The sequence below is a fragment of the Streptomyces catenulae genome (assembly GCF_000718015.1).
Classification (GTDB): domain Bacteria; phylum Actinomycetota; class Actinomycetes; order Streptomycetales; family Streptomycetaceae; genus Streptomyces; species Streptomyces catenulae.
The window spans coordinates 280,326-294,240 of the sequence record NZ_JODY01000001.1; the positions used below are offsets into that span (position 1 = coordinate 280,326).

General features: G+C 74.4%; 15 protein-coding genes. 9 read left to right on the top strand and 6 right to left on the bottom strand.

The window, feature by feature from the left end; all coding sequences use genetic code 11:
• Positions 1 to 15: 15 nt before the first annotated feature.
• On the bottom strand, positions 16 to 981 hold the full coding sequence (locus IF23_RS0101190) for a LysR family transcriptional regulator (protein WP_078653710.1): 966 nt from the start codon (positions 979 to 981) through the stop codon (positions 16 to 18).
• A 73-nt stretch (positions 982 to 1,054) separates the two neighbouring features.
• Here IF23_RS0101190 and IF23_RS0101195 point away from each other — a divergent pair, with 73 nt between their 5' ends.
• The 7 genes from IF23_RS0101195 (at position 1,055) to IF23_RS0101225 (ending at position 6,659) form a co-directional block, all read left to right on the top strand.
• Positions 1,055 to 2,008, top strand: coding sequence for a DMT family transporter (locus tag IF23_RS0101195; RefSeq protein ID WP_245654853.1), 954 nt, complete (start codon positions 1,055 to 1,057; stop codon positions 2,006 to 2,008).
• Positions 2,009 to 2,118: 110 nt separating this feature from the next.
• Positions 2,119 to 2,406, top strand: coding sequence for a hypothetical protein (locus tag IF23_RS0101200; protein WP_030278754.1), 288 nt, complete (start codon positions 2,119 to 2,121; stop codon positions 2,404 to 2,406).
• A 90-nt stretch (positions 2,407 to 2,496) separates the two neighbouring features.
• Entirely contained in the window at positions 2,497 to 3,009 is a 513-nt protein-coding gene (locus IF23_RS0101205) for a hypothetical protein (protein WP_030278756.1), read from the top strand.
• A gap of 10 nt (positions 3,010 to 3,019) precedes the next feature.
• On the top strand, positions 3,020 to 3,346 hold the full coding sequence (locus tag IF23_RS0101210) for a hypothetical protein (protein WP_030278758.1): 327 nt from the start codon (positions 3,020 to 3,022) through the stop codon (positions 3,344 to 3,346).
• Positions 3,333 to 4,820 (top strand): pyridoxal phosphate-dependent decarboxylase family protein, encoded by a 1,488-nt coding sequence (locus IF23_RS0101215; protein WP_030278760.1) that lies wholly within the window; start codon positions 3,333 to 3,335, stop codon positions 4,818 to 4,820. Before IF23_RS0101210 ends, IF23_RS0101215 begins: the two co-directional genes overlap by 14 nt.
• Complete coding sequence (locus IF23_RS0101220) at positions 4,817 to 5,878, top strand: cupin domain-containing protein (RefSeq protein WP_030278762.1); 1,062 nt, start codon at positions 4,817 to 4,819, stop codon at positions 5,876 to 5,878. Before IF23_RS0101215 ends, IF23_RS0101220 begins: the two co-directional genes overlap by 4 nt.
• A 55-nt stretch (positions 5,879 to 5,933) precedes the next feature.
• Positions 5,934 to 6,659, top strand: a complete 726-nt coding sequence (locus IF23_RS0101225; protein WP_030278764.1) for a type 1 glutamine amidotransferase domain-containing protein — start codon at positions 5,934 to 5,936, stop codon at positions 6,657 to 6,659.
• A 63-nt stretch (positions 6,660 to 6,722) separates the two neighbouring features.
• Here the strand turns inward: IF23_RS0101225 and IF23_RS0101230 are convergent, their stop codons facing one another.
• Together IF23_RS0101230 and IF23_RS0101235 are read right to left on the bottom strand one after the other, a co-directional pair.
• Entirely contained in the window at positions 6,723 to 7,949 is a 1,227-nt protein-coding gene (locus IF23_RS0101230; protein WP_030278766.1) for an MFS transporter, read from the bottom strand.
• Positions 7,950 to 8,028: 79 nt separating this feature from the next.
• Positions 8,029 to 9,357, bottom strand: a complete 1,329-nt coding sequence (locus tag IF23_RS0101235) for a chloride channel protein (RefSeq protein WP_030278768.1) — start codon at positions 9,355 to 9,357, stop codon at positions 8,029 to 8,031.
• A gap of 263 nt (positions 9,358 to 9,620) precedes the next feature.
• Between IF23_RS0101235 and IF23_RS0101240 the strand changes: the two genes are divergently transcribed.
• Positions 9,621 to 10,475 (top strand): dienelactone hydrolase family protein, encoded by an 855-nt coding sequence (locus IF23_RS0101240; protein WP_030278770.1) that lies wholly within the window; start codon positions 9,621 to 9,623, stop codon positions 10,473 to 10,475.
• A gap of 10 nt (positions 10,476 to 10,485) precedes the next feature.
• Here the strand turns inward: IF23_RS0101240 and IF23_RS0101245 are convergent, their stop codons facing one another.
• The 3 genes from IF23_RS0101245 to IF23_RS0101255 all read right to left on the bottom strand — a co-directional run bounded on the left by IF23_RS0101245 (position 10,486) and on the right by IF23_RS0101255 (position 12,999).
• Positions 10,486 to 10,959, bottom strand: a complete 474-nt coding sequence (locus IF23_RS0101245; protein ID WP_030278773.1) for a universal stress protein — start codon at positions 10,957 to 10,959, stop codon at positions 10,486 to 10,488.
• Positions 10,960 to 11,063: 104 nt separating this feature from the next.
• Positions 11,064 to 11,966, bottom strand: a complete 903-nt coding sequence (locus tag IF23_RS0101250; protein ID WP_030278775.1) for a universal stress protein — start codon at positions 11,964 to 11,966, stop codon at positions 11,064 to 11,066.
• Between the two features lie 25 nt (positions 11,967 to 11,991).
• Complete coding sequence (locus IF23_RS0101255; RefSeq protein ID WP_037677049.1) at positions 11,992 to 12,999, bottom strand: Acg family FMN-binding oxidoreductase; 1,008 nt, start codon at positions 12,997 to 12,999, stop codon at positions 11,992 to 11,994.
• A gap of 219 nt (positions 13,000 to 13,218) precedes the next feature.
• On the opposite strand from IF23_RS0101255, the gene IF23_RS0101260 reads away from it, so the two are divergent.
• Positions 13,219 to 13,863: a CBS domain-containing protein gene (locus IF23_RS0101260; protein ID WP_030278778.1), complete on the top strand. Its 645-nt coding sequence runs from the start codon at positions 13,219 to 13,221 to the stop codon at positions 13,861 to 13,863.
• Positions 13,864 to 13,915: the final 52 nt, after the last annotated feature.

Consider the following 13,915-nt stretch of genomic DNA (forward strand, 5'->3'; position numbering starts at 1 on the left):
GTCCGTGGCGTGCCGTCAGTTCCGGGTCGACTCCTCGTCGGGGCAGCGCCACGGCCCGGCCGGTGGGGGCAGATGTCCCGGCGCCGTGCCGTGCGCCGCGCGGGCCATTCCGGCGATGAACGCCTGGACGGCCGGGGTCTGGGAGCGAGGGGCGGTGGCCACGCAGACGGTGCGGGTGACGGCCGGGCGGCAGGGGATGAGGCGTACGCCGGGGTGGTGGGCGGGGACGGCCATGCGGGGGACCAGGGCGGTGGTCAGACCGGCGGCCACCAGCTGGAGTTGGGTGCTGTAGTCGGCGACGCAGTAGCGGACCCGGATGTCGGTGACCGCGTGGCGGCGCAGCAGTTCGACGAGGGCCTGATGGGTGTCGCTGCCGGCGGGGCAGCTCGTCCAGACGAGGCCGTGCAGGCTGTTGAGGGGGACTTCCGACAGATGCGCGAGCGGGTGGCGCTCGTGGACGGCCAGCAGCGCGTTCTCGCGGACCAGGGGGTGGGTGAGGACGCCCGGGGGGACGCGGGCCGGGGCGTGGGTCCAGCTCTCCATCACCACCGCGTCCAGCCAGCCCGCCTCCAGATCCGGCAGCAGGTCCGACGCCTCGCCGTCCTGAACCTCGGGTTCCAGGCGCGGATAGGACTCCGTGAGGGCCAGCAGGGTTTGCGGTAGCAGCGAACGTAACGCCGAGGCGACCGCGCCCACCCGCAGCGGGCCCGCCACCAGGCCGCTGATCGCCGCGAGGTCCGAGTCGGCCTGCGACGCCGTCTCGGCCATCCGGTTGGCGGACGCGGCCAGGACCCGCCCGGCGTGGGTGAGACGGATGCCCCGGCCATCGCGTTCGACGAGGGCACAGCCCACCTCGCGCTCCAGGCGGCGCAGATGCTGCGAGACGGCGGGGCCCGTCACATGCAGGGCCTCGGAGGCCGCGCGGACCGAGCCCAGCCGTGCCACCGCGTCGAAGACACGCATTCTCTCCCAACTCACCATGTGCGAAGGCTAATGAATACAGCGAACAAACAGTAAGTAGTGCTGTCGCTTCTTGAGTGGAAGGCTGCTTGACGTGGAAGCCGCACCGAAGCCCCGAACCCCCGCCCCCGAACGTGCCCCGGAGACCTCGGCCACCCAGACGAAGGCAGCCGCCCTGATCATCGGAGGGGCCGCCTGCCTCTCGATGTCGGCCGTCTTCGTCAAGCTGGCCGACGTCAACGCCGGCACCGCGGCCTTCCTGCGCTGCGCCATCGCCCTGCTCGCGCTGGTACCGATGTGCGTGTACGAACTCCGCCGACGCGGCGGGATGCCCGCCGCGCTGCACCGGAACGCGATCCTCGCGGGCGTGTTCCTCGGCGCCGACTACGTGATGTGGACACTCAGCATTCTGGACATCGGCGCCGCCGTGTCCACCGTCCTCATCAATGTGCAGGTGATCGTCTTCCCGTTGCTGGCCCGGGTCTGGGACGGCACACGGGTGACGCGCCGCTTCCTGCTGGCCTGTCCGCTGATGCTGATCGGCATCACGCTGGCGGGCGGCGTCATCGACTCCGGCGCGCAGGCCGTGCACCCCGTGCGGGGGGCGCTGCTGGGCGTCGGCGCGGGCACCGCCTACGCGGTGTACCTGTATCTGATCCGCCGTTGCGGCCAGCGGTCGCCCCGGCACGTCGTGACCCCGGTGTGTGTCTCGACGGCCGCGGCGACGGTCAGCTCCGGCGTCATCAGCCTGCTGACGACCGGGCTGCCGCTGGCGGTCCCGGCCGCCTCGTGGGGCTGGATCGTGGCCCTGGCCCTCCTCGGCCAGGTCGCGGCCTGGCTGCTGATCAGCAAGGGCGGGCCGCAGCTCCCGCCCAACACCGCGGCGGCGCTGCTGCTCCTCCAGCCGGTCATGGCGATCGCGTTCGCCCTCCTCATCCTCCGCGAGACGCCCACTCTGACCCAGTTGGGCGGCTGCGCGCTGGTGATCGCGGCGGTGTGGACCAGCAACCGCACCCCCCGGACCAAGCCGACGGCGCGTCCCGCGTAGGACCGCGACGGCACGGACCGGTAACCCCCCTCGGAAAGCCTGTGGTGCGCCCCCCACGCGCGTGACGGCGTGGGCGAAACGCGCGCCCGCACTGGAAAGGGAAAGAAGAGATGGACCACTTATCGGCCGATGACCACGGCCTCATCGCCCCGGTGAGCCTGCCCCGTGACGGCATGGCCCCCGGGAAGCTCAGCGGCCCGGACGAGTACGACGCGTTCTTCCGTATCCACTACGACGACGTCTCCGACGCCGCCTGGGCCAAGCAGGCCCTCGCCGTCACCCGCAAGGTCGCCGACGACCTGCAGGACTCCAGCCTGGGCGAGGCGGAACGAGCCGACCTGCTGGACGGGATGAATCTCCTCCTCCAGCACGCCCTGACGCTCACCGCCGACCGGTAGCGCATTTCCTTCAGCCCGCTCGAAAGTTCACCGTGACCTCCGTACTTCAGTGGTGCCCGGAATCGGGCGCCGAGATCAAAGGATGTCGGCATGAAACTGACCAGCGACCAGGAAATCGCCATCCGTAGATGGAAACTCGGCCATCACGTTTTCCATCTCCACCTCACGATGATGAACTCCCATCTCCTCGCGCTGCACACCGCGCTCGAAAACGAGGAATGGGCCACCTGCCGACGGCTGCTGGAGACCCTCACCCGTCTCTACCGCGCCTCCACCGCCTCGATGCAGTACGCGTCGGACTTCCCCGCCGGTGCCTACCACGGCCTGCTGCGACCTGCGATGGAGCCGCCGTGGGTCAGCCCCGGGTTCTCCGGGAAGTTCAACGCCGACCATGAGCGGATGCTCGGTCTGCTGAAAACCGTCCGCACCCCGCTGAAAAAGGCCGCACGCGACGGCCGGGCGCCGGACGAAGTGAACGACGCGGCCCGCGAATTGTGGCGGGAGCAGTCGCGTAACCGCGCCAACCACAAGCTCATCTGCGAGAAATTCGTTCCCGGCGGCACATCCCTGCTGCAGGAATATTTCGCCACCAGCGGAAAGTAGAGGAGAGACCATGTCCTTCACCATCGTGGAAACCTGGTACCTGACCGAGAAGGCCGCGGAGCAGGCCACCCGCACCATGCAGCTCATCGACGACGCGCTCGGCGACAACGCCCACCACCACCCGGGCTGGAACGGCCACGCCACCTTCCTCCAGGACCGCGAGGACCCGCGCGTCGTGACCTGGGTCTACCCCTGGCGCAGCGCGGAGGACCACGCCGATCTGCTCAAGTCCGAAGAGTCCCTGGTCGCGCCGTTGATAGCCGAGTACTGCACCCGCCCCCGCGAGGTCCGCTACGCGGTGGAGCTCCCGGTGGAGGTCGACCATGACCACCACTGATCACCGCTCCGCACCGTCCGCCGGGACGCCCGCGGCGGTCGGCGACTGGACACCGGAGGAGCTGGAGCGCAACGGGCAGCTGCTCCTCAAGCGGCTCAGCGAGCACTTCGCCTCCTTACGCACCCAGCCGGTGACCACCGACCGGTCGGCGAAGGAGATCCACCAGCTCTTCGACGAGCCGCTGCCGACGGGCCCGCAGGACTTCGCCGACGTCCTGGACCAGACGTGGCGGGACGTCCGGCCGCATCTGACGCAGTGGAACCACCCCCGCTTCCACGCGTACTTCTCCAACAGCTCCAGCGGCCCGGCGATCCTCGCCGAGACCGCCGCGGCGGCCCTGAACGTCAATGTGATGCTCTGGGACGCGGCACCGGCCGCCGCCGCGGTGGAGTCCACCGTGCTGCGCTGGCTCTGCGAGATGCTGGCCTACCCCGCCGACGGCGACGCCGTACTCGTCGACGGCGCCTCCCTGGCCACGCTGTACGCCCTCGCGGCGGCCCGTGAGCACCTCACCGGTCTCGACGTCCGCCGCACCGGTCTCGCGGGCGGGCCCGTGCTGCGGGTGTACACCTCCGACCAGACGCACAGCAGCATCGACAAGGCGGCCATCACCCTGGGCCTCGGCCTGGACAACGTGGTGCGGCTGCCCGCCCGGCCCGACGGCAGCCTGGACCCGGCCGACCTCGACGCCCGGCTGCGCGCGGACGTGGCGGCCGGGTACCGGCCGCTCGCCGTCGTCGCCAACGTCGGTACCACCTCCACCGGCGGCATCGACCCGCTCGCCGACATCGCCGACCTCTGCGCCCGGCACGGCGTCTGGCTGCACGTCGACGCGGCGTACGGCGGCTTCTGGCGGCTGGCCGACCCCGTCCGGCCGCATCTGCCGGAGCTGGCGGTGGCCGACTCGCTGGTGGCCAACCCGCACAAGGTGCTGCTCTGTCCGATGGAGGCGAGCGCCCTGCTCTCCCGCCACCGCGACGCGCTGACCAACACCTTCCGGCTGGTCCCCGAGTATCTGACGACGCGCCACGAGGACGGCAGCGTCGACTTCATGAACTACTCCCTCCAACTGGGGCGGCAGTTCCGGGCGCTGAAGCTGTGGTGGATCCTCAAGAGCTTCGGCACCGACGGGATCGCCTCCCGCCTCACCGCCTCCGCGGGCCTCGCCGACCGGCTGCGGACCGCCGCCGGGACCGCCCCGCACTGGCAGGTCACCAACGGGCACACGCCGTTCCCGCTGGTCTGCCTGCGGTACGCGCCGGAGGGCCTGGACCGCGCGGCGACCGACGACCTGAACCGCCGTATCCACCACCGCGTCAACGCCGGACGCCGCTCGTTCGTCTCGCACACGGTCACCGGCGACGGCTACGTCATCCGCGTCTCGATCGGCAACATCCACACCCGCGCCGAGGACGTCGACGCGCTCTGGGACGAGCTGACCGACGCGGCGCGGAAGGAGGGCGGCGACCTGTGACGGTCTCACCCCCCGCCACGGCAAACCCGGACACCTTCGCGGAACGCCTCGGCACCTTCTACGCGGTGGGCCGCTGGTCGGCGGTGAACGACGACCTGCCGTGGACCCCGGCCCCCAAGTCCCTGCCCTGCATGTGGCGGTACGCCAATCTGCGGCCGTTCGTGGAGGAGGCCGCTGAGTTCGTCAAGGGCGACGCGGCGGCGCTCCGGGTCCTCACCCACCTCAACCCCGGGCACCGGGAGTACGAGGCGGCCTGCGGGCACCTCTACTCGGGGCTGCAGGCGCTCAAGCCGCACGAGTCGATGACCTGTCATCGGCACGCGGCGTCGGCCGTCCGCTTCGTCCACGAGGGGCACGGCGGCTGGACCGCCGTCGACGGCGACCGCGTCGAGGTCGGCACCGGGGACGTGATCATCACCCCGAGCCGCCGCTGGCACGAGCACGGCAACGACGCCGACGAGGGCCTGGTCATCTGGCAGGACCTCACCAACGACCCGCTGGTCAACACGCTCGGCGCCAACTTCTTCGAGCTGCACCCCGACGGCACCCACCTGCCGACCACCCCGCGCCGCGACACCCACGCGACCTGGGGCGGGCTGCTGCTGCCGGACACCCGCCGCCGCCACGAGGGCTCCCCGCTGTACTCCTACCCGTGGGAGAAGTGCCGGGAGTCCCTGGAGAACGCCGCCCGGGCCGGGCACCACGACCCGCACGACGGGGTGGTCCTGGAGTACGCCGACCCGTCGACGGGCGGCCCGGTCACCCCGACCACCGGCTGCCGGCTCCAGCTCCTGCGGGCCGGGGAGCGGACCCTGACACACCGCCGGACCGGCGCCGTGGTCTACGTCGTCGCCGAGGGCACGGGCACGACCACCATCGAGGGCACCGATTTCGAGTGGTCGGCGGGCGACACCTTCTGCGTCCCGTCCTGGGCCCGGCACCACCACACCAACCGCAGCGGCACCGGCGAAGCCGTGCTGTTCTCCGCCGACGAGTCCCCCCTCCTCCGCGCCCTCGGCCTGTACGTCGAGGACACCGGACCGTTCGACGGGTCCTGACCACCCGCACCGCCCGGGGCCTTCGGGCCCCGGGCCCCGTCAGAGAGGAAGACTCATGCACCGCATTCTCGTGATGCTGTCCGCCGCCACCCGGATGCCGCTGACCGACGGCCGAACCCAGCCCGTCGGCTTCTGGCCCGAGGAGGTCACCGAACCGCTGGCGGTCTTCGACGGCGCCGGGGTGGAGATCACCACGGCGACCCCCGACGGACGGCCCGCCGAGCCGGACCCGTCGGGCTTCACCCCGGAGGGCACCGGCCTCACCCCGGAGGGGTGCCAGGCGCTCCGCGACGCCGTGGCCGGACACCGCGAACGGCTGGCCGCCCCCGCGTCGTTGCAGGAGATCCGCGGCGAGGACTTCGACGCCGTCTTCGTGCCCGGCGGCTACGCCCCCATGATCGACCTCTGGTGCGACCCGCACTGCGGCCGCATCCTGGCCGGTGCCTACCGGGCCGGTCGCCCGGTCGCCGCGGTCTGCCACGGCCCCGCCGCGCTGCTGTCCTGTACCGACGCACAGGGCGACTGGCTCTTCCGCGGCTACCGGATGACGTCGTTCACCGACGCCGAGGAGAAGGACGTGGCGCTGCTCGACGTCCTGCCGTGGACCTCGCAGCAGTCGCTGGTCCGTCAGGGCGCCCACTTCTCGTCCGCACCCGCCCCCTGGGCGGAGCACCTGGTCGAGGACCGCGGGCTGCTCACCGGCCAGAACCCGGCCTCGGCCCGGCCGCTCGCCGAACGGCTGCTGGCCCGGCTGAACGGCGCGCAGCCGCCCGCCGCCTGAGCGCACCGCGGCGGTGACCCCGACGGACGGCGCCCGGCCCCCGGGACGCCCCGCCCGCCGCGGTCACCGCCGTCTGCGTCCGGTCGCCCACACCGCCACCGCCGACGCGCCGGTCCACGCCGCCGCGTAGCCGAAGCCGACCGCCGGGCCGAAGGCCGTCCACAGGACGCCGACCACCGCCGAGGAGGCGAAGTCGCCGAGGGACTGGACGAGTCCGAGCAGCCCGAAGCCGCTGCCGCGCAGCGCGTCCGGGAGCATCCCCGCCACCAGCGTCGACTCGGCGGGCTCGACCAGCCCGATACCGCTGCCCGCCAGCACGAAGGCGGCCAGCAGCGGCGCCCAGCCGTGCCAGGGGACGGCGAACATGCCGTACGCCGCCAGGTAGAGGAGCCCGCCGGTGGCGAAGGCGGTACGGGGGCCCGCCCGGTCGATCCAGTGGCCGCCGAGGTAGGCGACGGCGGCGGCGAGGGCGTTGTGCGCCGCGTAGATCAGCACCGCCAGCGAGGTGGCGGCGGCCAGATCGCGGGCGCCGTGGTGCAGGAGTTGGGTGGCGCGCAGGATGAGCAGGGTGACCGCGATGTTGCCGCACTCGAACAGTGCCACCGGCAGCAGCGCCCGGACCATCCCGGCGCGGTGCAGATCGCCCAGGCGGAGCCGGAGACGGTGCCGGGCGGACGGCTGCGCGAGGGTGCGGCGGGCCTCACGTCCGGCGAAGGTGATCGCCACCGCCGCCAGCAGACCCGGCAGCGCCGCACACCAGAGCGTGGCGCGGATACCGATGACGGAGACCAACAGCGCCGCGAGGAGCGGGCCGACGACCGCGCCGAGGTTGTCCCCGGCCCGCTCCAGGCCGAAGGCGCGTCCGTAGGCGTGCGGCGGGGCGAGGGAGGCCAGCAGCGCGTCCCGGGCCGGTGACCGGATACCGCGCGAGGCCCACGCCGTGGCGCGCAGCACGCCGACCTGCCCCACCGACTGCGCGAGACCGAGGGCGCCGGTGGCCAGCGCGGTGCCGAGGTAGCCGCCGGTGGCGATCCGGGCCCGGCGCGCGGGAGAGTTGGCCAGCGGGCCGCCCGCCAGTTTGGCGACCCCGGTGAGCGCGTCGCTGACGCCCTCGACCACGCCGAGCGCCCCGGGGGAGGCGTGCAGGGTGGCGGTGAGGAAGCCCGGCAGCACGGCGGTGGCGATCTCGTGCCCGGAGTCGCTGAAGAAGCTCGCCGCGCCGACACCGCCCACCCCGGCGCTGTACCAGCCGCCCCGCTCGCCCGGCCGCTGTCCGGTGTGCTCGTCCATGGGGAAGTGTCCTACCGGGCGGCGCCCGGTGGCGGCGGCACGCCACGCCGGGCGCGCGCCCGCCGCCGTACGCCCCCGGTCACTGGGCGGGCAGCCGTACCGAGTACAGCGACGGGGTGTCGAGCCGCCGGGAGACCAGCACCGCGCCGGTGACGGCGAAGAGCAGCGGGACCATCAGGGCGTCGAGGGTGCGGGTGAGTTCCAGCGCCAGGACGACGGCGGCGATCGGCGCCTGCATCGCGGCGGCGAGGACGGCCGCCGCGCCGATGATCGCGAAGCCCGCGGCCGGGCCCGGCCAGGCGAGCGTCCAGCCCTGCCCGGCGAGGGAACCGAGCAGCGCACCGGTGGCGAGCGTCGGGGTGAAGAGCCCGCCGCTGGCGCCGCTGCCCAGGCTGCCCGCGGTGGCGAGCGGTTTGAGCAGGAACAGCGCCACCAGGGTGGCGGCGCCGAACTGCGCCCCCAGGGTGAGCTGGACGATGTCCTTGCCGTTGCCGAGCAGTTCGGGGTACGGCACGGCCAGCGCGCCGACCGCGGTGAACACCAGCGGCGGCCCGGCCCACCGGCCCCACCCCGTCGGCCGCAGCCCGTGCGCGATCCGGATCATCCGCACCCAGCCGACCGCCACCCACCCGGCGAACGGGCCGATCACGAGGGCGAACACGAGCAGCGACGCGGACAGCGGGACCTGCGGCAGCCGGTAGGTCGGCCCCGTCGGAAGCACGACCCAGGAGACCGCGGTCGCCACGCACGAGGTGGCCAGCGCGGGCAGCGCCAGCCGCAGCGACAGGACGCCGAGCATCACCTCCAGGGTGAGCAGCGCCCCGCCCAGCGGCACGTTGTAGACACACGCCATGCCCGCACCGGCGCCGCAGGCGGCCAGCAGTCTGCGGTGCGCGGTGTTCAGCCGGGCCCAGTCGGACAGCCGGGAGGCGAGCGCCGCGCCCGCCAGCCGTGGCGCGGCCTCCCGGCCCAGCGACGCGCCCATGCCCACGATCACCACGGACAGCACCGCCGTCCCCAGACTGCGCCGCAGCGGCAGCCGCCCCTCGTCCCGCCACAGCGCCCGGCTCACCTCCGAACCGCCGGGCCCGGTCCACCGCCGCAGCAGCCACCACCCGGCCCCGGCCACCACCCCGGCGGCGGCCAGCGCCGCCACCCGGCGGCCCGCGCCCGCCCGTTCGACCGCGGCCAGGAAACTCCCCGAGCGGTAGGAGTACGTCAGATACGCCGCCGTGTGCAGCAGCGCCATCAGCGCGGCGCCCGCCAGCCCCGCCAGCACCCCGGTGGCCACCACCAGCACCCAGAACCGCGCGGACAGCGACGGGACGTCCGCCGGTGCGACCAGGTTCGGCTGCTCCACCGCCCCGCCGCCCCGGGCCCGCGCCCGTCCGTTCCGCTCTGCGCCCATCGCTCGCCTTCCCGGCGGGTCCCGGCGCCGCTGCCGGACCCTGCCGGGCATCGTCTCCCGGCCCGGCGCGCACGGGGTGGGACCCGGCGCGCGTGTCGTGCCCGTACGCCGGGGGCGCGGTCACGTGGCGTACGTCGCAGAGGCGGGAAAACGGGGACACGGACGGCGGGTCGCTGGCACCGTCGGGTCAGGCGCCCCCCGGGGCGCGGTTCTTCGTACGAGGTATCGCGGTATCGGCGACGGCATCGGAGGGGCAGGCGACCATGGCGGATCACGGGCTCGAAGGATTCGGGCGGACCACTTTCACGCACGACGGCGTCACCCGGAAGGTGCTGCGCCGCGGCACCGGGCCCGCCGTGATCGTGATGTCCGAGATGCCGGGCATCACGCCCAAGGTCCTCGGGTTCGCCGAACGGGTGGCCGCCCTGGGGTGCACCGCCGTGCTGCCCGTCCTGTTCGGCACGCCAGGACGCGACCCGCACCCGTCGGCGCACGGCCCGCTGCGGGCCCGGGCGTACGTCGGGTCCACGTTCCTGAAGCTCTGTGTGAGCCGGGAGTTCACGCTCCTCGCCACCGGCCGCAGCTCCCGGGTCGTCGACTGGCTGCGGGCGCTCGCCGCCCACGAGCACGGGCGGTGCGGCGGCCCCGGCGTCGGCGCGATCGGCATGTGCGCCACCGGCGGCTTCGCCCTCGCCATGGCCACCGACGAGCGGCTGCTCGCCCCCGTCCTCTCCCAGCCCTCGCTGCCGCTGCCGGTCACCGCCGGGCGGCGCGGCACGATCGACATCTCCCCGGCGGAGCTGGCCGTCGTCAAGGACCGCTGCGCCCGCGGTGAGCTGCGCGTCCTCGGTATGCGGTTCCGCGGCGACCGCTTCGTACCGGGGGAGCGGTTCGACGCGCTGCGCCGCGAGTTGGGGGACGCGTTCGTCGCCGTGGAACTGGACGACGAGGACGCCGCCCCGGAGGCGCTCGCCGCGCCGCACTCCGTCGTGACGGAGCATCTGATCGACGCGCCGGGCCAGCCGACCCGCGCCGCCCTCGACCAGGTCCTCGACCTCTTCCGCACCCGGCTGCTGGCGGAGCCGCCGACCGCACCGGAGCCCGGGAGCGGCGGCTGAGCCGCGCGCCCTACTTCTCCTCCGCCGCCGGTTCGGTCTCCCGGACGACGACCACCGGGCACGGGGCGTGCGCCGTGCAGTGGTGGCTGACCGAGCCCAGCAGTGCCCCGGTGAAACCGCCGCGCCCGCGGCTGCCGACGACCAGCAGATCGGCGCCGCGGGCCGCCTCCAGCAGCACCCCGGCGGCCGTGCCGTACCCGAGGAACTTCTCCACCGGCGGCCCGGACCCCGGCCGGACGGCCTTCGCGAGCGCCTCGTCCAGCTCCTGGCCCGCCGACTGCTCCAGCGAGGTCCGGAAGTCCTGGGGCGTGTCCATCCAGCCGACGGAGCCGTAGAGCGGCGGGTACTCCCACGCCATCACCGCGGTGACGGTGCTCCCCGTCAGCTCCGCCTGGCGCAGCGCCCAGCGCAGCGCCTCCTGGGACGGCTCCGAGCCGTCGACACCCACGACGATGCGTCCGTGGTCCTGCTGCCGGTTTTCCATGGCGACCTCCGCGGGACGGGTTTCCGGCGCACCGGGACGGCGTGCCCGTGCACGCCCTTCCCCCAGCTTCCGTCACACCCGGCCCCGCCGCAGCGGGACACCGGTCAGGCGGCCCCCTCGTCCGGGACGACCGCCACCGGGCAGGCCGCGTGGTGCATCGCGGCGTGCGCGACCGGCCCCACCCGGGGCACGAAGGCGTGCCGCCGCCGACGGCCGACCGCCAGGAGGACGGCTCCGGGCGCGCTGTGCACCAGGGCCCGGGTCGGGTTCTCCGGCCGTACCGTCATCGCCACCTCGACCCCGGGGAACCGCTCCCGCCACGGCCGCAACGTCTCCCGCAGCGTCTCCTCCCGCTCCCCGACGAACTGCCCGGCGGCTTCGGGGTCGATGCCCCAGGGCGCGTAGGCGGTGACGGGCAGGGCCCGGCCGTGCACGGCGTGCAGCGGCAGACCGCGGCGCGCCGCGGCGTCGAAGGCGAAGGCGAGCAGGGCGTCACAGGGGGCCGTCAGCCCCATCCCGACGACCACGTGCGGGGCGGGCGACGGCACGTCCTCCGCCCCGGCGCCGCGGAACGCCGGACGCCCGGACCAACCCTCCCGGACGAGGACGACGGGACGGTCGGCCCGGCCCACCACCTCCAGGCTGACGTCGCCGAGGACATAGCTCTCCCACGCGGTGAGGGCCCGGGAGCCGAGGGCGAGCAGCTGCGAGCCCTCCGCGGCGCGCAGCAGCGCCGGTACGGCCTCGGAGCCGACCAGGTCCTCGATGATTCGCAGGTCCGGATGGTCGGTGCGGACCTCGGCCAGGGCGTCCTCCACGAGGCGCCGGGCACCGGCGTTCTGATCGCGGTCCGGCGGGGTGTCCGGCCCTTCGGCGGCCAGCAGGATCCAGGCGTGCAGCAGCCGCAGTACGGCCCGCCGCCGCTCGGCCTCCTCGGCCGCCCACCGCGCCGCCGCCAGGCTCTCGGCGCTGCCGTCCAGCCCGACGGTGATCACTTCCGGTTCCATGGCTCCTCCTCGTACGGCGGGCGGCTCACGGCACGATCGTCAGCACCTGCTCCACCGGCCGCCGGGGGGAGGCGGGCCCCTCGGGGCCGTAGCCCAGGCGCAGGATCATCTGGACATGGCCGGTGCCGGACACCGGGTCGCGCAGCAGCCAGCGCAGTTCGGGCCATTCGACGGGCTGGGTCGCGAAGGAGCTGACGAGCCCGCGGCGGGTGGCGCGCAGCAGGACGCGCTGGAGCGCCTGTCCCGCCCGCAGCCAGTCGGCCGGGGCGTCGTCGGCGGTGCTCAACGTCGCGAGCTGGGGACGGGATTCGAACGTGGCGTAGGCGCGGTCCGGCTGGGCCCGCCGCCCGGCGAAGTCCCGGACCGGCGCCGCCGCGTTTGGCGAGCGGGGCCCGAAGGCGTACTCGGGGACGCCGTCGTCGGCCGGTGGCCCGCCGGTGTCCGCGCGGGTCCAGCGGCGCTGTTCGGCGTCGCGGGCCTCGTCCATCCGGTTGTACCCCTCGGCCTGCTCGATCAGGTCGAGGACGGTCTCCCGGTGCGGTCCGGTCAGGAAGGACAGACACGCCCCCTCGGCCGCGGCGGCGGCCAGCAGCGCGGCGCGCACCGCCGGGGGGATCTCCCGGTCGGTGTAGGGCAGCCGGCTGGTGTGCCGGGCGCGGACCGCGGGGTGCAGCCCGGCGAGGTCGGGGTCGACGGGGTCGGCGTCGCCGGGCCCGGCGGGAGCGCCGAGGCGTACGGAGGCGAGGACGTCGGGCCGCTCCGGGGCGGGCAGCAGGACGGGCGCCGCGGGCAGCCCGGCGTGGGCCGCGGCGACCCGCAGGTTCAGCAGCGCGGCGCCGCAGCCCAGATGGAGGGCGCGGCCGGAGGGGTCGGTGTGCGGCAGGGCGCGTTCGGGGTCGGCGGCGAGGGTCAGCGTGCGGTCGGCCCGGGTGTACCGGAACCGCCAGGGCTGGGCGTTGTGCTGCGACGGCGCGGTGACGGCGTCGGCGACGAGCGCCCTCACCAGCGTGTCGTCGAGAGGGGGAGCGGACACCGGCACCTCCTGGACGGACGGCGGACGGCCGGTTCCGGCGAACACGGCCGGTCCCCTCCAGGGTCGCCGCTCCGGCCCGCCCGTACCAGGGCCGCAGGTCCCTGCCCGGGACCCGGCCGGAGGGCCGACCGGCTCATACCGCACCGGCGCCCGCCCGGCCATGCTGGAGAGGCGGACCCCGCGGGCCCTCGCGGGAGCCGCGGCGGAAAGGAGCAGGTCATGGAGCACCGCACGGTGGGTGAACTCATGACACGGAAGGTGGTGACCGTCCGGCTGGAGACGCCGTTCAAGGAGATCGCGCGGATCCTCGACGACCACGCGGTCAGCGCCGTCCCCGTCCTCGACGGTCTCGGTCGGCCCGCCGGGATGGTCTCGGAGGCCGATCTGCTGCGGAAGGTGGCCGACCGCTCCGATCTGACCGGCCGCACCCCGCTGCCGCATCTGGAGGCGTGGGAGCGTGAACGGGCCGAGGGCCGCACCGCCGGGGAGTTCATGTCCGCCCCCGCGGTCTGCGCCCACCCGGAGTGGACGGTGGTGGAGGCCGCCCGGCTGATGCAGGTGCAGAACGTGAAGCGGCTGCCCGTGGTCGACGAGACGGACCGGCTGCTGGGCATCGTCAGCCGCAGCGATCTGCTACGGGTCTTCCTCCGGCGGGACCGGGCGATCCGCGAGGAGATCTCCCACGAGGTCGTCGGCCGCCTCGCCCGCCTCGGCGCCGCGGGCGTCACCGCCGAGGTCACCGAGGGCCAGGTCACGCTGCGCGGCACGGTGGACGACGCGCTCCTGATCCCCGTCCTCACCCGGATGTGCGCCGGGGTCGACGGGGTGGTGTCGGTGGCGGAGGAGGTACGGGTGGGGGCGTGACGCCCGCCGTCCGGGGCCCTGCGCCCGCCGTCCGGATCGGGCCCGTCCGGGT